Origin of the sequence: Actinomycetospora straminea (genome assembly GCF_028737255.1) — a bacterium.
Taxonomy (GTDB): domain Bacteria; phylum Actinomycetota; class Actinomycetes; order Mycobacteriales; family Pseudonocardiaceae; genus Actinomycetospora; species Actinomycetospora straminea.
The window spans coordinates 168,313-193,639 of the sequence record NZ_JAQZAN010000013.1; the positions used below are offsets into that span (position 1 = coordinate 168,313).

The following is a 25,327-nucleotide window of genomic DNA, read 5'->3' on the forward strand; positions in this document are numbered from 1 at the left end:
ACGGTCCGGCACGGTCTCGTGACCGTGCCGGGCCGTCGCGCGCGGTCACGGCCGGCACGCCGGACATGAGTAGTCGCTACTCATGACGATCACGCCCGGGTGGCGGAGGCTCGTCCCCGGGCGGGTGAGAGGAGAGGCATGGCGGTCCAGCAGCAGAAGCAGAGCGCCGCTGCGCGCCACGCCGTCGAGAGCATCGACATGGCGATCAAGGGCGCGCAGGCCTACGAGCGCGAGGACCTGGTCGCGCGGCTCAGGGGCGCCAAGCAGATCCTCGGCGACTCGTCGATCACGGTGCACGTCGTCGGCGAGTTCAAGCAGGGCAAGAGCTCGCTGATCAACGCGCTGCTGAGCGCCCCGATCTGCCCCGTCGACGACGACGTCGCCACCGCCGTGCTGACCGAGGTGCGCTACGCCAAGGCCCTCACCGCGAGCGCGGTCTTCGAGCCGACCTCCGGGGCGGCGGGCGCCGGCTGGAACGAGACGATCGCGCCGTCGGACGTCGCGCAGTACGCCTCCGAGGCCGGCAACCCCGGCAACACCCGCGGCCTGCGGCGCGTGACCGTCGGCCTCGACCGGCCGATCCTGTCCAACGGCCTGGTCCTCGTGGACACGCCCGGCGTGGGCGGGATCGGGTCGGTGTCCAACGCGTCGACCATCAGCTCGCTGCCCCGCTCGCACGCCGTGCTCTTCGTCAGCGACTGCAGCCAGGAGCTCACCGAGAGCGAGGTCGCGTTCCTGCGCACCGTGCGGGAGCTGTGCCCGACGGTCCTGTTCGTGCTGACCAAGACCGACCTCTACCCGCACTCCGACCGCATGCTCGAGCGCGACCGCGAGCACCTGCGGCGGGCCGGGATCGAGATCGAGTCGCTGGCGGTGTCGTCGGAGGTGCGCTCGCTCGCGGCCAGCACGATGAGCAAGGACCTCAACAACGAGTCCGGCTTCCCGACGCTGATCGCGCGCCTCAACGAGATCGTCACCGGCGGGGAGCGCCTCGCCCTCGACGCGGCGATCACCCACGTGCACTCCGCGGTGGAGCAGATGGAGGTCGTGGCGCGCGCCCGCCTCGCCGCCCTGGCGGACCCACGACGGTCGGCGGAGCTCGTCGCCGAGCTGACGCGGGCCAAGGAGCGGGCCGACGCTCTGCGCGAGCGCTCGTCGAAGTGGCAGACGGTGCTGCAGGACGGGTTCGCCGACATCTCCTCCGACACCGAGTTCGACCTGCGCCAGCGCACCCGCAAGGTCGTCCACGAGGCCGAGAAGTCGATCGACGAGGGCGACCCGGCGAAGAACTGGGAGGAGTTCGAGGCGTGGCTGCGCCAACGCCTCGCCGGCGAGGCGCTGGAGAACTACGCCCTGTTCGTCACGCGGGCGAAGGAGGTCGCGATCTCCGTCGGGCAGCACTTCGACATGGCGGAGTCGCAGGTGGTGCGTGCCCGCGAGGTCGCCGCCCCGGTGGCGCTGCTCGACGACCTGAGCACCGACGCCTCGTTCGCCGAGAAGAAGGCCAAGGGCGCGGGGATGGCCGCGTTCCAGAAGTCCTACGGCGGCTTCCTCATGTTCACGATGCTCACGACCATGACCGGCCTGCCGGTCCCGATGGGGCTCGGGCTCATCCCGGGCCTGCTGCTCGGGCGGATGGGCTGGAAGGAGGAGCAGAAGCGCGCCCTGGAGAAGCGCCGCAGCGAGGCCAAGGCGGCGGTCCGCCGGTTCGTCGACGAGTTCAACCTGCACTTCGGCAAGGACTCGCGCGACGCCGTGCGCCACGTGCAGCGCGAGCTGCGCAACGCCTGGTCCCAGCGCGTGGCCGAGCTCCAGCGCTCGGCGACCGAGGCGCTCGCCGCGGCGACGGAGGCGGCGAAGGCCACCGAGTCGGACACCGGCGCCCGGAGCCGCGCCGAGACCGACCTCCAGTCGCTCGCCGCCCTCAAGGCGCGGGTCGAGGACCTCTCCGCCCACCTGGAGCGCACCCGCGCGTCGGGGCTCGCCGCCGGCACCCCGGCCCCGGCCGTCGCCGCCGCACCCGCGAAGGCCGCACCCGCCAAGGCCGCCCGGTGAACCGTGACGACCGGGGGCGCCCACGCCCGTCCGGCACCCCGCCCCGCGGCTTCCCGGGCCCCGGTCGGCCCGGTGGTCCCGGGGGTCCCGGTGGTCCGCCGGGTGGCTTCGGCCCACCCGGGCCGGGCGGCCCGCCCCGCGGGTTCCCGCCGCCCGGACCCCCACCCGGGCCACCCGGACCACCCGGGCCACCCGGACCACCCGGCCCACCCGGACCGCCGCGCCCGGCGCCGCCCCCGCCGTCGTCGCTGCTGACCCGCGTGCGGGGTCTCGTGCAGCAGGCCCAGCAGATCTACGCGGGCGGCCCCGCGCTGCCCGGCCTGCAGGCGGCGGCCGCCCGGCTCGAGGAACCGCTGCGGGTGGCGATCGCCGGCCGGATCAAGTCGGGCAAGTCGACGCTGCTCAACGCCCTGGTCGGGCAGGAGCTCGCGGCCACCGACGCGGGGGAGTGCACGCGGGTCGTCACCTGGTACCGCGACGGCCTCACCTACCGGGTCATGGCCTACCCGCACCAGGGCCCGCCCCGGCAGCTGCCGCCCGGGCCCGCCGGGGGCCTGCTCGACAGCGACCTCGGCGGCATGCGCGCCCAGGACGTCGACCGTCTCGTCGTCGACTGGCCCTCGCCGTCGCTCAAGACGATGACCCTCATCGACACCCCGGGCATGGACTCGCTGACCACCGAGCTCGCCCGGCGCACGGAGACGGCGCTGGACGAGCACGGCGGCGGCCCCAGCACGGCCGACGCGGTCGTCTACCTCATGCGCCACATCCACACGTCCGACATCCGGTTCCTCGAGACGTTCCGCGACGACCCGAGCGAGCGCCGACCGATCAACACCCTCGGCGTGCTGGCCCGGGCCGACGAGGTGGGCCACGGCCGTCCCGATGCCCTGGAGAGCGCCGCGCGCGTCGCCGACCGCTACCGCGTCGACCCGCGCGTGCAGGCGCTGTGCCAGACCGTCGTCCCGGTCGCGGGGCTCCTCGCGTCCACCGCCGCGACCCTGCGCGAGGACGAGTTCCGCGCCATCGAGAAGCTCGCCGAGGCGCCCGAGGACGACGTCGAGGCGCTGCTGCTGACCGCCGACCGCTTCGCGAACCGGGAGATGCCCGACCTCGACCTCTCGCCCGCGCGCCGCGCCGCGCTCCTCGACCGGTTCGGCCTGTTCGGCGTCCGGCTCTCGGTGCGCCTGCGCTACACCGGCGTCGCCGGCACGGCGGGCGCGCTGTCGCGCGAGCTGCTCACCCGCAGCGGCCTGCAGCCCCTGCGCGAGGCGCTGCTCAGCCGGTTCGCCGGGCGCGCCGAGGTGCTCAAGGCCCGGTCGGCGCTGCTCGCCGTCGAGTCGGTGATCCGACGCTATCCGGTGCCGGCGGCCCAGCAGCTGCTGCACGAGCTCGAGATCGTCAACTCCGGGGCGCACGAGTTCGCCGAGGTCCGCCTGCTCGACGGCCTGCGCGTCGGGTCCCTCATGCTCACCGAGGCCGAGCGGGAGTCCGCGGAGCGGCTGCTCGGCGGCGGGGGCGTCGAGATCCGGCAGCGGCTGGGGCTCGAGCCCGACACCCCGCCGGCGGAGGTCCAGCGGGCGGCGCGCGCCGCGCTCGCCCAGTGGCAGCGCCGCGCCGAGCACCCGGCGTCGGCCCGCGACGTCCGGCAGGCCGCGCGCATCCTGGTGCGCACCTGCGAGGGGCTGGTCGTCGGCTCGCTCGGGTCGTGGTGAGGGCCGATGAGCAACACGCCACCGGGCCGGACCGGAAACCGAGTAGCCGTTGCTCATGACCCCCGGTCCGCCCCGCCCGAGACTCGTGCCGTGACCGTCCGGACCACCCCCAGCGCCGTGCCCCCCGGGATGCCGGCGCACCTCTGGGAGGCCGCGAAGCGCGACGTGCGCGGGGTGATCCCCGACTGGCTGCGCAGCGCGAAGGAGAACGGGGCGGACGCGCCCGCGCACATCCGCGAGGTCGCCCGCCGGGCGGCGAAGGCCGGCGCGGGGCTGGGCATGGCGATCGCCGTCGGCACCCAGGTCGACGCCGCCGCGTCGGAGACCGACGGCGCCGCGGTGACCACGGTCGCGCACACGACACCCGAGGTCCCGGCTGTGCCGGGCGAGGGGCCGGCGCTGGCGGAGTCGTTCCGCGTGCTCGACCCGCAGGGCGTCGGGGACGGCTGGCTCTCGGTCGAGATGTACCAGGACGTCGTGGTCAACGAGGGCGCCGACGCGGCGTACAACGTCGACGCCTTCCAGTACATGGTCATCTCCGACGACGCCGGGCAGCGCTACGTCTTCAAGGAGCACCACCACGCCGCGGTGTCCGAGCCCCCGGCCCGCGAGACCGACCTGCTCATCCACGAGCGGGGCCAGGTGCACGTCGTCGAGAACCCCGACGGCAGCTTCTCGGTGGACACCGTGAGCTACGACCGCAGCGTCAACGGCGTCAGCGAGCCGGCGCCCGCGGGCGGGCTGGACGACGAGCCCGCCGACGTCACGGTCCCCGACGACGACCCGCCCGACCTCCCCGACTGGACCCCGCCGACCGGGCTGGCGCCGATCCCGGCGCCCGCGGTGTCGCCCGAGGACCACGCCCGGGACGAGGCACCCGCCGTCGTCCCGGACCCCCTCGACGACCTCGACGCCCCCGACCCGACCCCCGGTGCCGGCGACCCGGGCGGCGCCCCGGACGAACCGGAGACGAGCGCCGCGGCCTCCCCCGACGACGACGGCCCCGGTAACGACCCGCCCGACGCGAGCGAACTCGCCGTCTGACCGGCGCCGACCCGCACGCGACCCCGCACCCGACACGACACCCCCACGACCGCACGAGCGAGAGAGGAGATTCCGGTGGGCTACGGACTCGGAGTGGATCTCGGAACCACCTTCACCGCCGCGGCGGTCGACCGGGACGGCCGCGTGGAGATGGCCACCCTCGGCGACCGGGCGGCCGCCGTGCCCTCGGTGATCCTCATCCGGGAGGACGGTGCCGTCCTCACCGGCGACGCCGCGGAGCGCCGCGCGGCCTCGGAGCCCGACCGCGTCGCGCGGGAGGTGAAGCGGCGCTTCGGCGACCCGATGCCGCTGATCCTCGGCGGCTCGCCCTACGCGGCCGGCGACCTCATGGCCCGCCAGCTGCGCGACGTGGTGCGCGCGGTGAGCGAGCGCGAGGGCGGGATGCCCGACGTCGTGACCCTGACCCACCCGGCCAACTGGGGCCCGTACAAGCGGGAACTGTTCGACCAGATCCCGCGCCAGGCCGGCCTGCGCAACGTCCAGATGATCACCGAGCCGGAGGCGGCCGCCGCCCACTACGCCACCAACGAGCGCCTCGAGGACGGCGCCACCGTCGCGGTCTACGACCTCGGCGGCGGCACCTTCGACGCGACGGTGCTGCGCACGGCGGGCAAGGGCTTCGAGCTGCTCGGGACGCCGGAGGGCATCGAGGGCCTGGGCGGCATCGACTTCGACGAGGCGGTGTTCGCGCACGTCGACCGCGTGCTCGGCGGCCCGGTCTCCGCGCTCGACCCGTCGGACCCGCACGCGACGAGCGCGGTGATCCGGCTGCGCCAGGACTGCGTGCTCGCCAAGGAGGCGCTCTCGGCGGACACCGAGACGACGATCCCGGTGATGCTGCCGTCGCTGCAGACCGAGGTGCGGCTGACCCGCGGCGAGTTCGAGGACATGATCCGCCCGTCGATCACGGCGACGATCGCGTCGCTGCGCCGGGCCCTCGAGTCGGCGAACGTGCGCCCCGAGCAGCTGACCACCGTCCTGCTCGTCGGCGGGTCGTCGCGGATCCCGCTGGTGGCCCAGATGGTGTCCGCGGAGCTGGGGCGCCCGACCGCGGTCGACGCGCACCCCAAGCACGCCATCGTGCTGGGCGCCGCCGGGATGGCGCACACCGAGTACGTCCACGGCGGCACCGCGCCCGGCGGCGCCACGGGCCCGCAGGTGTGGCGCACCGCGGCGGCGGCCACCACCGCGGTCGGTCCGATGACGGGCGGCCCGTCGTCGGGTACCTTCCGCCGTCCCGGGGCGCTGCCGCCGCCGCGGCGCACCGGCCCGCCGTCCGGGGCGATGCCGGTGGTCGGCGGGGTGCCGATCACCTCGGTGATGCCCGGGGTCGGGCGGCCGATCCCGGCGCGCGGACCGGCTCCGGCCGGGACGCCCGCGGCCGGCGTGCCGGCCCCCGCGCTGCAGGGCGGCCCCGAGCCCGAGCCGAAGCGGCGGCGGCGCGTGCCGATGGCCATCGCCGCCGCGCTGCTGCTGGCGCTGCTCGCCGGCGGCGGCACCTACGTCTACCGCGTCGCGTCCGCCGAGTCCCCGGCGCCCACCGACGCCTCGATCGTCGCGCCGCCGCCCGCGGCGGTGGTGCCCGCGCCGGTGTCGGTCGCGCCCGCCTCGCCGTCCGCGCCGACCGCCGACGCCCCGGCGTCCGGCACGGGCCGTCAGGGCGGGGAGACCCGGACGCGGCGCGCCCCCAGCAGCGGCGGTGGCGGCGGGTCCGGCCGCACGAGCGAGCACACCTCCGAACCGCACCGCCCGAACCCGCCCGAGCCCGTGTGCTGCGACCCGACCGACGGCAACGGCGGGTCCGGCACCGACGGCGGGGGGACCGGCTCGGGCAGCAGCGGGTCCTGACGGCTCTTGACGCCCGGGGTCAGCGGGCGACGTGCAGGCCGGCGACCTGCGAGAGCTCCCCGCGCCCGGACACGCCCAGCTTCGCGTAGACCGCCCGGAGCACGTTGTCCACGGTGCGCACCGAGACGACGAGCTGCTCGGCGATCGCCTTGCTGGTCAGGCCGGTGGCGGCCAGCGAGGCGATCTCCAGCTCGCGGCGCGTCAGCTCCGTCGAGGCCTCGAGGAGCCCGAGGGCCGGGGTCCGCGCGTCCTCGCACTCCTGGGCCCACGCGCGGGAGCGGGCTGCCGACGCCCGCGCGGGCACGGTGCTGCCGTCCGCGCGGTGCACCGCGGACGCCTGGGCGGCCACCTCGGCGGCGAGCAGGAGCGCCCCGAGCGCCTCGAAGCGGGCGGCGACCTCGTCGAGGGTGGCGCCGTCGCGCGCGCTCAGGGCCCGGGAGTGGGCGACCATCACCGCCGGCAGCTCGCCGTCGAGGTCGGCGGCGAGGACCTCCAGCTCGTCGGCCACCACGCCGGTGGCCCGCAGGCGGATGACGGCGTGCAGGGTCTGCAGCCGGTGCCCGGGGTCGTCGGGCGCGGTGACGGCGGCGATCGCGGCCTCGGTCGCGGCCGACACCCGGCCCTCGACGCCCAGGAGCCACACGCGGGCGGCGTTCTGCCAGCCCGCGAGCAGGCCGCCCCCGGGGACGTCGTCGGCGGCGTCGAGCACGGTGCGGGCCTCGGCGAGCTCGCCGGACGCGGCGAGGGCGATCGACAGCTCGGCGGCCAGCGGGACCGCGAAGCAGAAGCGCGACGCGGACACCGCGGCCGACGCCTCCCGCAGCCAGCGCACCGCGGTCGCGACCCGGCCGCGGCGACCCGCGACGATCCCCTGCCACGTGGCGTAGAGGGCCACCGGCGTGCGCAGGCCCTGGGCCAGCGCCTCGGCGTACCCGTCGCGGGCGAGCTCGTCGGCGCGGTCCAGGTCGCCGGCCTGCAGGTGGGCGTACCAGGAGGCGGCGAGGAGCTGGAACCGCAGCCAGCCGCCGTTCGGGTCGCCGTCGCGCTCGATCCTCGGCAGGCCGCGCGCGACGAGCTCCCGGGCGCGGCCCAGCAGGCCCGCGCGGGCGGCGGCGAAGGCGGCGACCGAGAGCGCGGCGACGCGGACCTCGGGGGGTTCGGGATCGGCGGCGTCGGGGGCGAGCAGCGGCTCGAGGCGGTCGAGCGCGGCGCGGGGCCGGCCCTCGAGCAGCGACGAGACCGCCCGCAGCCACGTCACGCCGGCCGGCGCCTCGCCCGCGGGGATCGTCTGCTCCAGCGCCCGCAGGACGTCGCGTGCCCCGACGACGTCGTGCAGGCCCCAGGCGGCGTTCGGCACCCGCACGAGGGCGGACGCGACGAGCTCGGACGCCGGGGCCGACGCCGCCTCCGGGCGCGACGCCACCTCGGCGAGCACCGCCTCGGCCTCGCTGAAGCGGTCGGCGGCGACGAGGGCGCGGGCGAGCTGGAGGCGCACCTCGACGGTGCCGCCGGAGTCCGCGGCGGCGCGCAGCAGCTGGTCGGCGAGCGCGGCGTCGGCGGCCGCCGCGTCGCGGGCGGCGGCGAGCAGCTCGTGCGCGTCGGCCTCCTCGCCCTGGCCGACCCGGAACCCCAGCAGCCGGCTGCGGTCCTCGCCGCGGCGGGTGCCGTGCGCCTCCATCGCCTGCGCGAGGCGATGGTAGGCCTGCCGCTCCTGCAGCGGGGTGGCCTGCTGGCGGAGGATCTCGGCGTAGAGCGGGTGCTTGAGGCGGACGTTGACCCGCCGCCCCTCGCGCACCGACTCCACCAGCCCCCGGCGCTCCAGCGTCGCGAGCACCGACGGCGAGACGAGCTCGGCCGCGACCTCGCTGCCCAGCGGCTGCCCGAACGCCAGCAGCCGCAGGAGGTCGCGCTCCGGGGCGGCGAGCGAGCCCATGCGCGCCTCGACCATCTCGACCAGCCGCGACGACGGCGCGAACGGTCCTTCCCAGCGCCACACCGCCCCGTGCTGGCGCAGGGTCCCGTTCTCGCGCGCGCCGTCGACGAGCTCGCGCAGGAAGAGCGCGTTGCCCAGCGCGTAGCGCCACAGCCGCTGCAGGGCCGCGCCGTCCACGTGCCCGCCGAGCGCCCGGGCCACCAGCTGGTCGCTCTGGGCGCGGTCGAACTCACCGATGTCGAGGCGCTCGACCAGCCCTTCCTTCCACAGCGCGAAGATCGGGTCCGGGACGCTGAGCCCGGTCGGCGCAGTGACGACGAGGAAGGCGTCACCGGACACGGCGAGCTGCTGGAGCAGCACCGCCGAGGTCGTGTCGAGGACGTGCGCGTCGTCGACGGCGAGGACGAGCTGGGTGCCCGGCTCGGGGCGCAGGGCCCGCCGCGCCTCGTGCAGCAGGTGGCCGGTCAGCGCCTCGCCGTCCGGCACGGTCCCCGTCCGTGGCAGCAGGTGGCTCATCGCGCCGAGCGGGATGTCCTGGGTCGACCGGCTCGCCATCACCCAGACGGGCGAGACGCTGGAACCCTCCGTGGTCACGATCGCGGCCAGGGTCGCCCGGGCCAGTCGGGTGCGTCCGACCCCGGGCGGGCCCACGAGCAGGACGCCGGCGCACTGCCGGGTCCGGGCGAGGTGGACGATCGAGGACAGCGTCTCGGAGCGCCCGACCAGCGGCCAGACCTCCGGCATGCGTCCGAACCCCCTCGGCTCCGCGCTCCCACCCGCGCTCGTGTGCTCCCCGTATGGTTCACGGACCGTACGCGGAGGACAAGGAGTGGGATCGACCGGGGCACCCGGTCGTGTCCCCCCGTCCGGGCCCGTGACCAGCGGGATCGTCCGGCGACGGGGCCGGTGCCGGCGGTGGGGTGGTCGCGCGGCGCTCGGGCAGCCGGGTGCCCCGGTGCCACCCGGACGGCGGCATCGTCCGCCCTCGGCCCGCTCGGCGACGGTCGGTACGGAACGGCTCCGTGCCGCGGGGGACGGCGTTAACCTACGGCGCGGGTCGCCCGGGGGGCGCCGGCCGGGACAGGGGTGTGATCAGGTGGCCGCCGAGGGCGAGGTGTTCGGCCCGTACGAGCTGAGGCGTCTGGTCGGACGCGGCGCGATGGGTGAGGTGTGGGAGGCGTTCGACACGCGGCGTGAGCGCCCGGTCGCGCTGAAGCTCCTCGGCGGTGCGGTCGCGACCGACCCGCAGTTCCGGGCGCGCTTCCAGCAGGAGGCCCGGGTGACCGCGCGGCTGTCCTCGCTGCACGTCATCCCGATCCACGACTTCGGCGAGATCGACGGCCGCCTCTTCGTCGACATGCGGCTGGTCGACGGCGGCGACCTCGCGGCCGTGGTGCGCGCCCACCCGACGGGGCTGCCGCCCGCGCGCGCCGTCGACATCGTCGGGCAGATCGCGGAGGCCCTGGACGCGGCGCACGACGCCGGCCTCGTGCACCGCGACGTCAAGCCGTCGAACGTGCTTCTCACCGGGCAACGCGCCGGCGACTTCTGCTTCCTCGTCGACTTCGGCATCGCGCGCATCGCCGGGGCGGGCTCGTCGCACCTGACGACCAGTGGCACCGTGCTGGGCACCACCGCCTACATGGCGCCGGAGCTGTTCAGCGGCGAGACGGCGACGTTCCGCAGCGACGTCTACGCGCTGGCCTGCCTGTTCTTCGAGCTGCTCACCGGGCACCGTCCCTACGCCGGGCCCGACCCGGTGGCGCACATGGGCCAGCACGTGCACCAGCCGGTGCCCGCGCCGTCGTGGTCCCGGGCGGACCTCGCGGTCTTCGACCGCGTCGTCGCCACCGGCATGGCGAAGGACCCCGCCCACCGCTACCCGACGCCCGGCGCGCTCGCCGACGCCGCGGTCGCGGCGGGGCGGCCCGGCCCGGGTTCCGCGCCGGTCGGGGCCACGTCGGCGCTCGGCGCGGGGCGCACCGGCCCGCCGCCGAGCCCGCCGCCCGCACGGCCGGCCGCACCGACGCGTCACGGACCCCCGAGCTCCGGGTGGCCCGCCGTGGACGGGGCGCGCACGGGCACCGTCACGGGTCCGGTGACGGCGCCCTCGTCGGCGTCGGGGTCGGCGTCGGTGTCGGGGTCGGGCGCGGCGGCGGCGTCGGCGGCGCCCGCCCCGGCCCCGTCACGGGCGCCCGACCCCACGGGCGTCGGGGCCACGACCCCCGGCGGGCGCCCGCCCCCGCCCGCACTGGGGGCGCCGGCGAAGCGCCGCCCGTGGCGGTGGCTCGCCGTCGGGCTCGCGGCGCTGGTGATCATCGCCGGGAGCGTGGTCGTCGCGGACCAGGTCTACGACGTCCTGTCCCCGGGCTCGGTCCCCACGGCGCAGGCCGTGGCCCCGCCGCTGCAGAGCCCGCGCTGGGTCGAGCTGAGCGCCGACGGGCGCCGGGCGTTCGTCAGCGGCCAGGCCGGCGACCCGACGCCCTCGCCCTCGGTCGCGGTCGTCGACACCGCGACCAACCGGCTCACCGGCACGGTCCCGGTCAGCACCTTCCCCGGCGACCTCGCCGTCAGCGGCGACGGCACGCGGCTCTTCGTCACCGAGCGGGGCTCGGACGCCGCACCCGGGAGCGCGCTGGCGATCATCGACACGGCGGCGGGCAGCGTGTCGGCGCAGATCGAGCTCGGCACGGCGGCGCCCTCGGGCCTGGCGCTGAGCCCCGACGGGCGGCGCGTCTACGTCGCGAACGAGGGGACGAACGCCGCGCCCGGCAGCACCGTGTCGGTGGTCGACCTCGCGACCTCGTCGGTGATCGCGAGCGTGCCGGTCGGCCAGGGCCCCAGCGGCCTCGCGATCACTCCGGACGGGCGCAAGCTCTACGTCGCCAACGAGGGGGTGCTCACCGGCGTCGGCAACACCGTCTCGGTCGTCGACACCGCGACCAACGCCGTGACCGCCACGATCCCGGTCGGCGACACCCCGCGCAGCATCGCCGTCCGCCCCGACGGGCGCTACGCCTACGTCGCCAGCCAGGGCACGCAGCAGGCGCCGCAGGGCTCGGTCAGCGTCGTCGACACGTCCACCGACACCGTGACCGCCACGATCACCGAGGGCGTCGGCGGACCCATCGGCGTCGCGGTCACGGGCGACGGCCGCAACGTGCTGGTCACCAACTACGGGGGCGACGCCGCCCCCGGCTCGACCGTGACCGTGATCAACAGCCGGGACGACGTCATCGGCACGGTCCCCGTCGGCCAGCTGCCCTTCGGCGTCGCCGCCTCCCGTGACGGCACCCGCGCCTACGTCACCAGCCGCGCGGAGTTCTGGCAGCTCGACTTCCCCGCCCGCTGATCCTGCGGCGACGGCTCGACCCGGGAGACACTCGGGGCACACCACCACCACGATCGCGAGGAGTCCGTTGCGGATCGCCCTCGTCGCCACCTGCCTCGGCGACGCGATGTTCCCGCAGGCGCCGCGGGCGACCGTCGAGCTGCTCGAGCGCCTCGGGCACGAGGTCGTCTTCCCCGCCGAGCAGACGTGCTGCGGGCAGGCGCACGTCAACACCGGCTACCTCGACATGGCGCTGCCGCTCGTGCGCCACCACGTCGACGTCTTCACCGGCGCCGCCGACGTCGTCGTCGCGCCGTCCGGGTCGTGCGTCGGCTGCGTGCGCCACCAGCACGCGATGGTCGCCCGGCGCGGCGGCGACGAGGGGCTGGCCCGCGCGGCCGAGGACCTGGCCGGCCGGACCTACGAGCTCTCCGAGCTGCTCGTCGACGTCCTGGGCGTCACCGACGTCGGCGCCTACTACCCGCACCGCGTCACCTACCACCCGACGTGTCACTCCCTGCGGATGCTGCGCGTCGGCGACAAGCCGCTGCGGCTGCTGCGCGCGGTCCGGGGGCTGACGCTGACCGAGCTGCCCGACGCCGAGGTCTGCTGCGGCTTCGGCGGCACGTTCGCGGTGAAGAACGCCGAGACCTCGACGGCGATGCTCGCGGACAAGATGGCGAACGTGCTCTCCACGCACGCCGAGGTCTGCACGGCGGGGGACACGTCGTGCCTCATGCACATCGGGGGCGGGCTCTCGCGGCTGCGCTCGGGGGTGCGCACGGTGCACCTCGCGGAGATCCTGGCCTCGACCGAGGACGCGCCCCGGGTGCCCGACGCGATCATGAGCGAGGCGCGATGACCACCACCGACCTGGGCATGCCGACCGTCGCGTCGGACCCGCACGGCCACCTGCGCGGCACCGAGACCTTCCCCGTCGCCGCGCACCGCGCGCTCGCCGACACCCAGCTGCGCCAGAACCTCGGGCACGCCACGCGCACCATCCGCGCGAAGCGGGCCGCGGTCGTCGGGGAGGTCGACGACTGGGAGGAGCTGCGCCGCGCCGGCGAGTGCCTCAAGGCCGACGTCATGGCCCGGCTGCCCGAGCTGCTCGAGCAGCTCGAGGCGTCGGTGACCGCGCGCGGCGGGGTGGTGCACTGGGCGCGCGACGCGCAGGAGGCCAACCGGATCGTCGTCGACCTGGTGCGGCAGACCGGCGCCGACGAGGTCGTCAAGGTCAAGTCGATGGCGACCCAGGAGACCGGGCTCAACGAGGCCCTGGGCGAGGCCGGGATCGCGGCGCTGGAGACCGACCTCGCCGAGCTCATCGTCCAGCTCTCGGACGACCGGCCGTCGCACTTCCTCGTCCCCGCGATCCACCGCAACCGCTCGGAGATCCGCGACATCTTCCTGCGCGAGATGCCCGACGTGGACCCGGACCTCACCGACGAGCCGCGCAAGCTCGCGATGGCGGCCCGCGCGCACCTGCGCCGGAAGTTCCTGTCGGCGACGGTCGGGATCTCCGGGGTCAACTTCGCCGTGGCCGACAGCGGGACGATCTCGGTGGTCGAGTCCGAGGGCAACGGGCGGATGTGCCTGACGCTGCCCGACACCCTGATCACGGTCATGGGCGTCGAGAAGATCGTGCCGACGTGGTCGGACCTCGAGGTGTTCCTGCAGCTGCTGCCGCGCAGCTCGACCGGCGAGCGGATGAACCCGTACACGTCGACGTGGAGCGGGGTGACGCCCGGCGACGGTCCGCAGACGTTCCACCTGGTGCTGCTCGACAACGGCCGCTCGAATGTCCTGGCCTCGCCGGACGGGCGGCAGGCGCTGCACTGCATCCGGTGCTCGGCGTGCCTCAACGTGTGCCCGGTCTACGAGCGCGCGGGCGGGCACGCCTACGGGTCGATCTACCCGGGGCCGATCGGGGCGGTGCTGTCGCCGCAGCTCACGGGCATCTCGGGTCCCGACGACGTCAACGCCTCGCTGCCCTACGCGTCGTCGCTGTGCGGGGCGTGCTTCGACGCGTGCCCGGTGCGCATCGACATCCCGCACCTGCTGGTGCAGCAGCGCGCGGCGGCGATCGACGCCCACACCCGCCCGACGGCGCAGGACGTGGCGATGCGCGCCGCCGCGGCGGCGATGGCCACGCCGGGGCGGTTCTCGCTGGCCGAGCGGGTGGTGAAGCTGGGGCGGCTGCTCGGGCGCTCGGGGCGGATCCGCTCGGTGCCGGGGCCGGGCGCGGCGGCGTGGTTCGGGGCGCGGGACATGCCCCCGCCACCGGCGGAGACGTTCCGGGAGTGGTGGGCGCGCACCCGGGGCGGCTCGTGAGCGCCCGCGAGGAGGTCCTGGCCCGGCTGCGGGCCGCGCGGGACGCGGGCGGCGCGACGTCGCCCGACGTGCCCCGGGAGTACCGGCGGACCGGCTCGCACCCGCCGGGCAGCGCGGCGGCGGTCGCGCGGCTCGACGAGACGCTGACCGACTACCGCGCGACGGTGCACCGCGTCGCCGACGAGGACGGCGTCTCGGCGGTGATCGCGCGGGTGCTCGAGGACGCCGGCGCGACGACGTTCGTCGCCCCGCCCGGGCTCCCGGCGCGCTGGCTCGCCGAGGTCACCGCCCGCGTGCGGCCCGACGCCCCGCCGCTCCCGGTCGCCGAGCTCGACCGCGTGGACGCCGTGGTCACCGGCGCGGCCGTGGCGATCGCCGACACGGGGACGTTCGTGCTCGACGCGCGGGCGCCGGACCAGGGCCGGCGGGCGATCACCCTCGTCCCCGACCACCACGTGTGCGTGCTGCGCGCCGACGCCGTGGTGTCGTCGGTGCCCGAGGCCCTGGCGCGGCTGGACCCGGACGGGCCGCTGACCTTCGTCTCCGGGCCCTCGGCCACCAGCGACATCGAGCTCGACCGCGTCGAGGGCGTCCACGGCCCCCGCCGCCTCGACGTGGTGCTGGTCGGCCCTCGGTGAGAAGCTGACCGAGGCTGCTCACGAGAGGTGACCGGCCCTGACACGGACAGTGGCGGGCCGATCGGGTGACGGGGATCTCGTCGTCGCGCGGGGGCGGCCGGTCGTCGCTCGGATCCGCCGGACGGGGTGAGCGGCGCGGGGACGGGGAACGAGCGGGGCCACCCGCTCCGATCCCGGACGCCAGGAGTCCCCGGTGACCTCTCACCCGAACGGCAGTGCACCCCTCGCTGTCGTGCCCACCGTCCCGCCCGTCCCCCCGGTCCCCGCCGGCGGGACCGCCGGGGTCGCGGGCCCGCTGTCCCAGGCCGTCGCCGAGGCCACCGCCCGCGCCACCCGCTCCCGCCTCGACGGCGAGCCCCGCCGCACGTGGGAGCACGCCGCGGGCGGACGCCCGACGCCGGTGCCCAAGCGCCTGCTCGTCGCGGTCTCGCACGCGATCGAGAAGGCCGTGGTGTCCTGCCCGATCCCGAGCACGGCGGACGGGACGCCGCCGACGGTGGTGCTCGCCCTCTTCCAGCGCCTCGAGTTCTTCGAGCGCGAGCGGGTCGTCTACGAGCGCCTCGCCGAGGCCGGCGCCGAGGTCGTCGTCGGGTTCGTGCGCGGCGAGGAGCACCGCCCACCGCGCGGGGTGCACACCGTGCTCCTCGACGCGGGAGAGAAGCTCGCCGACGAGTGGACGGTCGTCGCCGTCGGACCGCGGGCCGGCGCGTTCCTCGTCGCCACCGACCAGCACGCCTACGACGCCCACGAGCACGGCACCGAGGCCGGGCGTCGCTTCAGCGGGCGTTGGGGCTACGCCCACGCCCAGGCCGGCGCGGAGCTCGCGCGGCTGCGCCTGGCGCTGGGCACCCGGCTGCCCGACCCGCTGCTGCGCAGCATCGACACCCTGCTCGGCGAGGTCATGGCCAGCGGCGGGGAGGTCGCCGGCAGCGGCGGCACGCCGGGCGAGGCGTGGGCGACGGCGTCGCTCGCGCACATGATCACGCGGATGCAGACCGCGCAGGCCGGGAGCCGCGCCCTGCGCGAGCAGCTCGCCGACGCCCACCGCGCGGCCGACGCGCACCGCTCCGCGGACGTCGACTCCTCGAGCGGGCTGCCGACGCCGGACTTCCTCGAGCGCTGGTCGGCGCCCGGCGGGTCGACGGAGCTGCCCGTCGGGCTGGCGCTGGTCGACGTCGCGGGGCTGGACGAGGCGTTCGAGGACCCGCGCGCCGAGTACCACGCCGCGCGCAAGGTCGCGGCCGCGCTGGGCCAGCCGCTCGGGCCGGTCGACGCGGCGGTCCGCCTCTCGCGCCGGGAGTTCCTCGTCGTCGTCCCCGGCGCCTCGCCGCGCCACCTCGCGGGGCTGGGCGACGAGGTCGCCGAGCAGCTCGAGCTCGCCTCCGACGGCTACCCGCACATCCCGCTGACCGCGACCGTCGCCACGATCGTCACGCACGCGCGCCCGCTGCCCGTCGAGGACCTCCGCGTCGCCCTGACCCCCCTGCCCGCGGACGCGACGGGCGCGGTCGACGCGGGCCGGACGGTGGCCGGCGAGCGGATCGCGGTCGTCTCCACCCGTGCCGGCCGCGTCCTGCCCGAGCCGGGACGGCACGAGCCGGACCAGCAGGAGCCCTCCGCGCAGGCTCCCGCGACCCGCCCCCTCGCGACCGCCGCGGCCGGCCACCCCTGGTTCGGCCCCGACGGGCAGCACCCCGACGACCTGCTCCCCGGCTCGCACGGCGTCGCCGCCGCCGAGGTGCCCCACCCCCGCGCGTGAGCGACCCCGTAGGTGAGCACTTTCTGCGGCTATAGCCGGGGAAAGTGCTCACGAGGGGATCAGCGGCCCCGGACCGGCGAGCCCCAGACGGTGGCGTCGCGCAGGGTCCGCTTGAGCAGCTTGCCGCCCGGGTTGCGCGGCAGCGGGTCGGACGAGACGACGACGTACTGCGGCACCTTGTAGTCGGCGATCTGGGTGTCGAGGTAGTCCAGGACGGCGCCGACGTCGATGTCGCCCCCGACCAGCACCGCGCCGACCTTCTCGCCCATGATCTCGTCCGGCACCCCGACCACGGCCGCGTCGGCGACCCCCGGCGCGCCGGCCAGCGCGTTCTCGACCTCCACCGAGTACACGTTCTCCCCGCCACGGTTGATGACGTCCTTGGCGCGGTCGACGATCCGCACGATCCCGTCGTCGACGCGCGCGAGGTCGCCGCTGTGCAGCCAGCCGTCGACGAACGTGCGCGCCGTCGCCTCGAGCGCCTGCCAGTAGCCGTCGACGACGTTCGGCCCGCGGATCAGCAGCTCGCCCACCCCGGCGTCGTCGACGTCGGCGAGCGCGAGGTCGACGACCGGCGCCGCGAACCCCACCGCGTCCACGTTGTCCGCCGTGTACTCGTGGGGCAGGAACGTCGAGATCGACGCCGTCTCGGTGAGCCCGAACCCGTTGCCCAGGCGCGCCTGCGGGAGCCGCTCCATCAGCCGGCGGACCAGCGCCGGCGCCATCGGCGCGCCACCGTAGGTCAGGCGCCGGACGTGCGACAGGTCGGCGTCGAGGTCGCCGCGCGCCAGCGTCAGGCCGTAGATCGCCGGGACGCTGACGAGCGTGTCGATGCGCTCCTCGGTGATCGTCCGCACGAACGCGCCGCCCTCGAACACCGGCAGCACGACCGTCGTCCCGCCCAGCCCGAGCTGGACGAGCAGCTGGGAGTTGCAGCCGGTGACGTGGAACAGCGGCACCGAGACGAGGTTGCGCAGCCCCGGCCCCTCGGCGCGGTCGATGCCGATCACGCGGATCGCGGTCTCGACGTTGGACAGGAAGTTGCCGTGGGTGGTCCGCGCGCCCTTGGGGCGACCGGTGGTGCCGCTCGTGTAGAAGATCGCGGCGAGGTCGCCGGGGACGAGGTCGTCGAGGGCCTCCGGGTGTCCCGACGGCAGGGCCTCGCCCGGGCGCAGCACGACGGCCGCCCCGCTGTCCTCGAGGACGTACCGGACCTCCGGCTCCGCGAACCGCGTGTTCACCGGCACCGCGACGGCCCCGGCGAGCAGGGTCCCGAGGAACCCGACCACCCAGTCCAGCCCGGCGGGCAGCAGCGAGGCGACCCGGTCCCCGCGCCCGACCCCCTCGCCGACCAGGCCGCCCGCGACCCGCGCTGCCCGCTCCCACACCTCGGCGTACGTGACCCGCTCGCCGCCGACCTCGACGACCGCCTCGACGTCCGGGTGGCGCTCCACCGACGCCCGCACCATGGCCACGACCGACGGCGCGAGGTGGTCGTAGCGGGCGATGCCGTCCCGGCCGCGGGTGATCCCGGAGGTGTCGAACGGGTCGGGCCCGCGGTCGAGGGGGGTCGGGCTCACGAGAAGTACCGCCGCGGGTTGTCGACGAGCATCGTGGTGATCTGCTCGTCGGTGACGCCCTGCTCGCGCAGCGCCGGCAGGACGTCGCGGTGGATGTGCTCGTAGTGCCAGTTGGGCAGCATCTGCTCCTTGACCGCCTGGCTCTCCCCGGAGAAGAAGTCGATGTAGCAGGACGCGTCGTGGGCGAGCACGATCTTCTCGGCGTAGCCCTGCGCGCACAGTGCGGCGATGGTGGCGACCCGCTGGTCGGTGGGGTTGAAGACGTCGATGCCGAAGCGGTCGGCGCCGATGATCGCCCCGCGGTCGGCGATCTCGCGCAGGTAGTCGAGGTCGTTGCTGTCGCCCGCGTGCCCGATGACGACCTTGGTGAGGTCGACGCCCGCCTTCTCGTAGAGGTCGAGCGCGAGCCGCCCGGTCTGGTGCGCGGCGTTGGTGTGCACGGTGATCGGCACGCCGGTCTCGACGTGCGTGGCCGCGATCGCGTGCTGGATGCGGGTCTGGTCGGGCGTCAGGCCGCGCTCCTCGACCACGCCCTTGAGGAACGCGGCCTTGATGCCCGTGCCGCCGATGCCCTCGCGGATGTCGCGCAGGAAGAGGTCGGTCATGAGCTCGTCGCCGCCCAGCACGGTGCCCGGGCCGCGGTAGTGCAGGAAGTGCGGGACCTCGTCGAAGGTGTAGAGCCCGGTGGCGACGACGATGTTGAGGTCGACCTCGGCGTTGATCCGGGCGATGCGCGGGATGTAGCGGCCGAGCCCGACCACGGTGGGGTCGACGATCGTCGTGACGCCGAGCTCGCGCAGGCGGCGGAGCTTCTCGACCGCGTCGGCGACCCGGACCTCCTCGTCCCAGTACTGGTCGCCGTAGTTCTGCATCATGTCCGGCGTCAGCACGAACACGTGCTCGTGCATCAACGTCGTGCCCAGGTCGCCGACCTCCACCGGCCCCCGCACCGTCTCCACCGTGGGCATGCCGCACCCCCGCCTCATCGCGCCGTTGTGACCCGAAGCACTCTAGTCACCGCTCCTTGATTCGCTCGACAGCTATATAGCTGTGTGGCAAAGTATGGCGCGTGGACGTGTTCCAGGCGGTGGCCGACCCGGTGCGGCGCTCGATGGTCGAGCGCCTCGCCGACCGCGGCGAGGCGACGGCGGGCGAGCTCTCGGAGCTCGCCGCCGAACGCTTCGGGATCCGCCAGCCGACCGCGTCCAAGCACCTCAAGGTGCTGCGCGAGGCCGGGGTGGTCACCAGCTCGGTCGACGCCCAGCGCCGCGTGTACCGCCTCGAGCCCGGCCCGCTCGACGACCTCGCCGGGTGGGCCGCGCGCCAGACCCGCTTCTGGACCGGGCGCCTCGACGCCCTCGAGCGCCACCTCGACAGCGAAGGAGACACCCCGTGACCACCGACCTGCTGGGTACCGTCGACCGCGCCGCCGGCACCGTCACCCTCGAGCGCCGCCTGCGCGCCCCCGTCGAGCGGGTGTGGGCAGCGCTCACCGACCCCGCCCGCCTGGGCGACTGGCTCGCGCCCGTCGAGTCCGGCGCCCCCGGCCCGGGCGGCCGGTTCGTCCTGCGCATGAACGGCGACGAGACCGCCACGTGCACCGTCGTCGCCTGGGACCCGCCGCACGTCCTGCGCCTGACCTGGGACTACACCGGCGAGCCGGCGTCGGAGGTCGCGCTGACCCTGGTCGGCGACGGCGAGGGCACCCTCCTGCGGCTCGAGCACGCGCGCCTCGCCGTCGACGTCGTGCAGTACGGCGCCGGCTGGCACGTGCACCTCGACAACCTCGACGTGCACCTCGCCGGCGGGGACGTGCGCGCCGAGGGCTGCTGCGGCGACGCGTTCCTGGCCGCCTGGGAGTCGCTCGCGCCGCGCTACGCCGCGACGGACCACGGCGCCCCGAGCCCGACCGCGTGAGGGTCCCGCCGCGCCTCGCGGCCGCGGTCGACCTCGTCGACCCCGCCCCGGACGCCCGGGTGCTCGAGGTGGGCTGCGGGCGCGGGGTGGCGGCGGCGCTGCTCGTCGACCGGCTGCCGCGCGGGCACTACACCGGCGTCGACCGCTCCGCGACGGCCACCGCGGCCACCGCGGCGCGGCTCGACGGCCGCGGCGAGGTGCACACCACGGCGCTCGCCGCGTTCCGGCCCGCGCCCGGGACGGTCGACCTCGCGCTGGCGGTCAACGTCAACGTCTTCTGGACGGGCCCGGCGCGCCCGGAGCTCGCGGTGCTCGCGACGGCCCTGCGCCCGGGCGGCGTGCTGCACCTCGTGTACGGCTCGGACGGCGGGGTGGCGCCGCGCGGGGACGTCGCCGACCGGCTGACCGCCCACGTGGAGGCCGCCGGCTTCGTCGCGGAGGTGACGACCCCGACGCGGCGCGGGGTGCGGCTGCTGCACGTCCGCGCCGCGGCTCCGGGGAGCTAGACCTGGCGGAAGGCGAGCAGTCGCACGCCGAGCGCGGCCTCGGCGCGCTGGATCTCGGCGAGCTGCTCGTCGCTGAGGTCGGCGTAGGGGCTGGTGGCCTCGTAGGCGACGACGGGCGTGCCGAGGCGCTGCTCGAGGCGGTGGAGCTCGTCGAGGGCGGCGTCGTCGAGCGCCGCGGGGCGCAGGTCGGGGCCGGTGGAGGGTGCGGACACGGGGCTCTCCGGAGATGCAGGCGGTGCGTGGTGTGACCGGCGACACGCCGGTGTGCGGCGAGTATCCCGCCCGCGATCGGCCGAATCACCCCCTCCGCCGGAAGCCGCCGAACGTGCGAGGCGTTGACGTGGGTGCGATGACGACACCTCTCCCGGCAGCGCCGCCGGCCACGCCCCGGACCCGTCTCTGGACCCCTGCGCACGTCCTCGTCACCCGCTCCGCCCAGGAGCACCCGCACACCGCCGAGATCCTGCGCCGCTGCGAGGCGGCCGGCGTCGACGACGTCGAGCTGCTGCGCGGCGACCGCATCACCGGCGTGCGCGGCGAGACCGAGCGCGAGACCTACGCCCGCGCCAAGGCCACCCTCGCCGTGGTCACGAGCCCGGCGTCGGCCCGGAAGCTCGACCCCATCCCGCCGAGCGCCGACTGGCGCGTCGACCTGGCGCGCGGCTGCCCCGCGCACTGCCAGTACTGCTACCTCGCCGGCTCGCTGTCCGGGCCGCCGATGACGCGCGTCTTCGGCGACCTCGAGGAGATCCTCGCCGGCCTCGACGCCTACGTCGGCCACGGCACGATCACCTCGACGAACGCCGCCCGCGCCGACGAGGGCACGACGTTCGAGGCGTCCTGCTACACCGATCCGCTCGGCATCGAGCACGTCACCGGCAGCCTGTCGGCCGCGATCCGCCACGTCGGCACCCACGACTTCGGCGGCCCGGTGCAGCTGCGGGCGACGACGAAGTTCGCCGACGTCGCCGGCCTCCTCGACCTGCCCCACCACGGGCGCACCCGGCTGCGGTTCTCGCTCGGGCCGGAGTCGGTGGTCGGCCGGTTCGAGGGCGGCACCGACCCGGTCGGCCGGCGCATCGAGGCCCTGGCGACGATGGCCCGCGCGGGCTGGCCGGTCGGCCTGACGATCGCGCCGATCATGCCCGTCGGCGACTGGCGCACGGCCTACAGCGACCTGCTCGGCCGCGTGGCGACGGCGCTCGAGGACGTCCACGACCTCGACCTCACCGCCGAGTGCATCACCCACCGCTTCACGCCGGGCAGCAAGGAGACGCTCGAGACCTGGTACCCGCGCACGCGGCTCGAGATGGACCCGGAGCAGCGGAGGACCAAGCGCGGCAAGTTCGGGGCGGTCAAGCACGTCTACCCCGACGACGTCATGGACGACCTGCGCCGGCACGTCACCGACGAGCTCGCCGAGCGCCTCCCCGCGGCCCGCGTCCTCTACTGGACGTGAGGTGGCCTCCGGCCAGGTGAGCAGAAAAGAGTGCTGGAGCACTCCTTTCTGCTCACCTGCCGCAGGCACCTAGCCGACCTTGACCGAGCCGGCGTCGACCGCCCAGTCGGCGCCGATGACGCTCGGCACGGTCGGGGAGGCCAGCAGCAGGACCACGCGGGCGACCTCGGCGGGCTCGATGAGCTCGCCCGTGAGCATGCCGTTCTGCTGCGGCATGGCCGCGAGCAGCGTCTCGTGCTCGAGGCCCATGTCCGCCGCCATGCGCGCGACGAACGTGTCGGGCCCGGTCAGCAGCGGGGTGCGGATGCCGGCCGGGGACACCGTGTTGACGCGGACCCCGGACGGCGCGACCCGCTCGGCGAGGCTGCGGGAGAACGCGTTGAGCGCGGCCTTCGCGACGCGGTAGGGCAGCGGCTCGGGCCCGACGCGGCGCGCGCTGTCCGAGCTGATGGTCACCACCGCGCCCCGCGCCTCGGTGAGGGCGGGCAGGGCGGCGCGGGTGGTCCGCCGGGCGGCGTCGAGGTTGAGCGCGAAGGCGGCGGCCCACACGTCGTCCTCGCCGTCGAAGACGTCGACCGCCGGCTCCGTCGGCATCTCGCCGCCGCCGGCGTTGTTGACCAGCACGTCCAGCCGCGGGTCCGCCGCGAGCGCGGCCTCCACGACGCGGCGCGGGCCGTCGGGGGCCGTGAGGTCGGCGGGGAGGAACGTCGCCCCGGTCGCCTCGATCTCGGGCGTGCTGCGTCGCGCGGTCGCCACGACGGAGCTCCCCTCGGCGAGGAACGCCCGCACGATCTCGAGGCCCAGCCCGCGGCTCGCGCCGGTGACCAGGACACGCTTGCCGCGCAGCTGCAGGTCCATGTCGTACTCCCTGTCCGTGGAGGTGTGTCTGCTCGAACTGCGACACCAGCGTCGCACATCGAGCACGAAATGCGCCACCGGTGTCGCAGTTGATACGGTGTCGCGGACAGCGGAGGTGAGATGGACGCGGACGCGGCGCCCCGGCGGGTGCGGGCCGACGCCGAGCGCAGCACGGCGCGCATCCTGGAGGCGGCCGAGGCCGTGCTCGCCGAGGACCCGACGGCCCCGCTCGAGCGCATCGCCGACGCCGCGGGGCTGGCGCGCGCCACGGTCCACCGCCGGTTCTCCTCGCGCGCCGCGCTGCTCGACGCCCTGGCCGCGCAGCTCGCGCAGCGCTACGTCCAGGGCCTCGCCGAGGCGCGGGTGGACACGGCGCCGCCGGTCGACGCGATGCTGCGGATGACCGAGACCGCCTTCGCGCTGAAGCTCGCCCACCGGTTCGCGGTGCAGCTCACGGCCTCGATGACCCCGGAGGTGCAGGGCGGCCTCGACCGGCTCTTCGCCCGGCTGCGCGAGGCCGGCGCGATCACCGCGCCGGACCCGACCTGGGGGCGCCGCGTCTACCTGGCGCTGCTCCACGAGGTCAACGACCTGCCGGCCGACTCGCCGATGCTCGACGGGGACGACCTCGCGGCCCGGGCGGGCCTGCTGGTCGGGACCGTCCTGCGGGCGCTCGGCGGGGTGTGGCCTCCGGCCAGGTGAGCAGAAAGAAGGGCTACAGCCCTTCTTTCTGCTCACCTGCGCGGAGCGCACCCGGGCGGCGGCGCTGCGACGTCGTCGTCAGGGCCGGCGGGAGGTAGTCCTGGTCGAGCCGGCCGACCTCGGTGCCCGGCGGGACGATCTCGTCGATCCGGTCGAGGACGTCGTCGGGCAGCACGACGTCCAGGCCGGCGAGCAGGTCGTCGAGCTGCTCCTGGGTGCGCGGCCCGAGCAGCGCGGTGCTGACCCCGGGGTGCGTGATCGCGAACGCCATGGCGAGGTGCGTGAGGCGCAGGCCCGCCTCGCCGGCCAGGGTGATGAGCTGCTCGATCGTCTCGAGGCGGCGCTCGTCGTGGAACACGCGGAAGAGGTCGGCGCGGACCAGGTCGGTGGGCTGCCCGCGCCGGGCGCGGCCGGTGAGCATCCCCTGCGCGAGCGGGCCCCAGACCAGCGTGCCCATGCCGTACCGCGCGGCGACCGGCAGCACTTCGCGCTCGATGCCGCGGTTGAGGATCGAGTAGGGCGGCTGGTCGGTGCGGAACCGCTCGAGGCCGCGCCGCTCGGCGACCCACTGCGCCTCGACGATGTCCGACGCGGGCATGGTCGACGACCCGAAGGCGCGGATCTTGCCGGCGCGCACGAGATCGGTGAGCGCGGACAGCGTCTCCTCGACGTCGGTGTCGGGGTCGGGCCGGTGCACCTGGTAGAGGTCGATGTGGTCGGTCTGCAGGCGGCGCAGCGACTCCTCGACGGCGGTGGTGATCCAGCGCCGGGACGCGCCCTGGCGGTTCGGGTCGTCGCCCATCGGGCGGCCCATCTTGGTGGAGACGACGACGTCGTCGCGGCGCCCGATCAGCGCCTTGCCGAGGACCTCCTCGGACGCCCCGGCGCCGTAGACGTCGGCGGTGTCGACGAGGTTGATCCCGGCGTCGAGGGCGCGGTGGACGAGGCGGATCGAGTCCTCCTGGTCGGGGTTCCCGCGCGCGGAGCCGAGGAGCAGGACGCCGAGCGCGTAGGGGCTGACCTTGATGCCGGTCCGGCCGAGGGTGCGGTACTGCATGCCGTCCTCCGGGGTGAGCGAAACGGAACGTTCCTCCGGAACTATACGGAAGAACGTTCCGCTTTCGCCACCGCCCTGCTGTGAAGAGAATCGACCGCATTTGGGCTACGCGGCCTTGTCGAGGGTGACGCGGTAGCCGAGGTTGTGGAGTTGGTTGATCAGGCGGTCTCGTTGGCGGTCGGTGTTGCGGCGGGTGAAGTAGTCGCCGCCGAGGTCGTCGTAGTCGGCGTCGTCGTGCAGCAGGTGCCAGCTGATCACCAGGATGGAGTGGGCGACCGCGATCGCGGCCTTCTTCTTGCCGATGCGTCGGGCCAGGCGCCAGAACTGGGCGGCCAGGTAGGTGTTGCGGGTGCGCGCGGCGCACCAGGCGCTCTGGGTGAGGATGTCGATCAGCCAGATGTCGCCGTGGGTGGTCGTGCCCGAGCCGCGTTTGCCGCCGGTGATGTTGTTACCGGGCGCGACCCCGGCCCAGGAGGCCAGGTGCGCGGCGGTGGGGAACCGGGTCATGTCGACCCCGATCTCGGCGATGATCGTCTCGGCGGCCCGTTTCCCGACCCCGGGGATGGTGTC

21 protein-coding genes are annotated in these 25,327 nt (G+C 75.6%); 14 read left to right on the forward strand and 7 right to left on the reverse strand.

Annotated features, from left to right (window positions below; genetic code table 11):
- Positions 1-138: 138 nt before the first annotated feature.
- The 4 genes from PH190_RS18645 to PH190_RS18660 all read left to right on the forward strand — a co-directional run bounded on the left by PH190_RS18645 (position 139) and on the right by PH190_RS18660 (position 6,683).
- On the forward strand, positions 139-2,055 hold the full coding sequence (locus PH190_RS18645; protein WP_274233028.1) for a dynamin family protein: 1,917 nt from the start codon (positions 139-141) through the stop codon (positions 2,053-2,055).
- Between the two features lie 260 nt (positions 2,056-2,315).
- Positions 2,316-3,770: a dynamin family protein gene (locus PH190_RS18650; protein WP_274233029.1), complete on the forward strand. Its 1,455-nt coding sequence runs from the start codon at positions 2,316-2,318 to the stop codon at positions 3,768-3,770.
- Positions 3,771-3,860: 90 nt separating this feature from the next.
- A complete protein-coding gene (locus tag PH190_RS18655; protein WP_274233030.1) occupies positions 3,861-4,814 on the forward strand; it encodes a hypothetical protein in 954 nt (317 codons plus the stop codon).
- 93 nt (positions 4,815-4,907) lie between these two features.
- The gene (locus PH190_RS18660; RefSeq protein WP_274233031.1) at positions 4,908-6,683 is read left to right on the forward strand and encodes an Hsp70 family protein; all 1,776 of its coding nucleotides are present in this window, start codon (positions 4,908-4,910) and stop codon (positions 6,681-6,683) included.
- Positions 6,684-6,702: 19 nt separating this feature from the next.
- On the opposite strand, the gene PH190_RS18665 is transcribed toward PH190_RS18660, so the two are convergent.
- Positions 6,703-9,360: a LuxR C-terminal-related transcriptional regulator gene (locus PH190_RS18665; protein ID WP_274233032.1), complete on the reverse strand. Its 2,658-nt coding sequence runs from the start codon at positions 9,358-9,360 to the stop codon at positions 6,703-6,705.
- Between the two features lie 352 nt (positions 9,361-9,712).
- Here PH190_RS18665 and PH190_RS18670 point away from each other — a divergent pair, with 352 nt between their 5' ends.
- The 5 genes from PH190_RS18670 to PH190_RS18690 all read left to right on the forward strand — a co-directional run bounded on the left by PH190_RS18670 (position 9,713) and on the right by PH190_RS18690 (position 16,678).
- On the forward strand, positions 9,713-11,968 hold the full coding sequence (locus PH190_RS18670; protein ID WP_274233033.1) for a serine/threonine-protein kinase: 2,256 nt from the start codon (positions 9,713-9,715) through the stop codon (positions 11,966-11,968).
- Positions 11,969-12,035: 67 nt separating this feature from the next.
- A complete protein-coding gene (locus tag PH190_RS18675; RefSeq protein WP_274233034.1) occupies positions 12,036-12,809 on the forward strand; it encodes a (Fe-S)-binding protein in 774 nt (257 codons plus the stop codon).
- Entirely contained in the window at positions 12,806-14,281 is a 1,476-nt protein-coding gene (locus PH190_RS18680; RefSeq protein WP_420791673.1) for a LutB/LldF family L-lactate oxidation iron-sulfur protein, read from the forward strand. Before PH190_RS18675 ends, PH190_RS18680 begins: the two co-directional genes overlap by 4 nt.
- Positions 14,278-14,919 carry a LutC/YkgG family protein gene (locus tag PH190_RS18685; protein WP_274233035.1) on the forward strand — a complete coding sequence of 214 codons (642 nt, stop codon included), beginning with the start codon at positions 14,278-14,280 and terminating at the stop codon, positions 14,917-14,919. Before PH190_RS18680 ends, PH190_RS18685 begins: the two co-directional genes overlap by 4 nt.
- Before the next feature lie 193 nt (positions 14,920-15,112).
- Complete coding sequence (locus PH190_RS18690; protein WP_274233036.1) at positions 15,113-16,678, forward strand: DICT sensory domain-containing protein; 1,566 nt, start codon at positions 15,113-15,115, stop codon at positions 16,676-16,678.
- A 59-nt stretch (positions 16,679-16,737) separates the two neighbouring features.
- Here PH190_RS18690 and PH190_RS18695 read toward each other — a convergent pair whose 3' ends face one another.
- Both PH190_RS18695 and PH190_RS18700 read right to left on the reverse strand, forming a co-directional pair.
- Positions 16,738-18,258, reverse strand: coding sequence for a class I adenylate-forming enzyme family protein (locus PH190_RS18695; protein ID WP_274233037.1), 1,521 nt, complete (start codon positions 18,256-18,258; stop codon positions 16,738-16,740).
- Complete coding sequence (locus tag PH190_RS18700; RefSeq protein ID WP_274233038.1) at positions 18,255-19,226, reverse strand: phosphotriesterase family protein; 972 nt, start codon at positions 19,224-19,226, stop codon at positions 18,255-18,257. The genes PH190_RS18695 and PH190_RS18700 overlap by 4 nt, the downstream gene beginning before the upstream one ends.
- Positions 19,227-19,327: 101 nt before the next feature.
- Here PH190_RS18700 and PH190_RS18705 point away from each other — a divergent pair, with 101 nt between their 5' ends.
- The 3 genes from PH190_RS18705 to PH190_RS18715 are packed head-to-tail and all read left to right on the forward strand — an operon-like array spanning position 19,328 to position 20,681.
- Positions 19,328-19,654, forward strand: a complete 327-nt coding sequence (locus tag PH190_RS18705; protein ID WP_274233039.1) for an ArsR/SmtB family transcription factor — start codon at positions 19,328-19,330, stop codon at positions 19,652-19,654.
- A complete protein-coding gene (locus PH190_RS18710) occupies positions 19,651-20,175 on the forward strand; it encodes an SRPBCC family protein (protein WP_274233040.1) in 525 nt (174 codons plus the stop codon). The genes PH190_RS18705 and PH190_RS18710 overlap by 4 nt, the downstream gene beginning before the upstream one ends.
- Entirely contained in the window at positions 20,172-20,681 is a 510-nt protein-coding gene (locus PH190_RS18715) for a methyltransferase (protein WP_274233041.1), read from the forward strand. The genes PH190_RS18710 and PH190_RS18715 overlap by 4 nt, the downstream gene beginning before the upstream one ends.
- Here PH190_RS18715 and PH190_RS18720 read toward each other — a convergent pair.
- On the reverse strand, positions 20,678-20,893 hold the full coding sequence (locus tag PH190_RS18720) for a hypothetical protein (protein WP_274233042.1): 216 nt from the start codon (positions 20,891-20,893) through the stop codon (positions 20,678-20,680). The genes PH190_RS18715 and PH190_RS18720 overlap by 4 nt on opposite strands.
- Before the next feature lie 137 nt (positions 20,894-21,030).
- Here PH190_RS18720 and PH190_RS18725 point away from each other — a divergent pair, with 137 nt between their 5' ends.
- Positions 21,031-22,140 (forward strand): SPL family radical SAM protein, encoded by a 1,110-nt coding sequence (locus tag PH190_RS18725; RefSeq protein ID WP_274233043.1) that lies wholly within the window; start codon positions 21,031-21,033, stop codon positions 22,138-22,140.
- Between the two features lie 69 nt (positions 22,141-22,209).
- Here PH190_RS18725 and PH190_RS18730 read toward each other — a convergent pair whose 3' ends face one another.
- Positions 22,210-22,998, reverse strand: coding sequence for an SDR family NAD(P)-dependent oxidoreductase (locus tag PH190_RS18730; protein ID WP_274233044.1), 789 nt, complete (start codon positions 22,996-22,998; stop codon positions 22,210-22,212).
- Between the two features lie 120 nt (positions 22,999-23,118).
- Here PH190_RS18730 and PH190_RS18735 point away from each other — a divergent pair, with 120 nt between their 5' ends.
- Positions 23,119-23,700, forward strand: coding sequence for a TetR/AcrR family transcriptional regulator (locus tag PH190_RS18735; protein WP_274233045.1), 582 nt, complete (start codon positions 23,119-23,121; stop codon positions 23,698-23,700).
- Positions 23,701-23,713: 13 nt separating this feature from the next.
- On the opposite strand, the gene PH190_RS18740 is transcribed toward PH190_RS18735, so the two are convergent.
- Together PH190_RS18740 and PH190_RS18745 are read right to left on the reverse strand one after the other, a co-directional pair.
- The gene (locus PH190_RS18740; RefSeq protein WP_274233046.1) at positions 23,714-24,757 is read right to left on the reverse strand and encodes an aldo/keto reductase; all 1,044 of its coding nucleotides are present in this window, start codon (positions 24,755-24,757) and stop codon (positions 23,714-23,716) included.
- 105 nt (positions 24,758-24,862) lie between these two features.
- The coding region (locus tag PH190_RS18745; protein WP_274233047.1) for a transposase at positions 24,863-25,327 on the reverse strand (465 nt) is incomplete at its 5' end.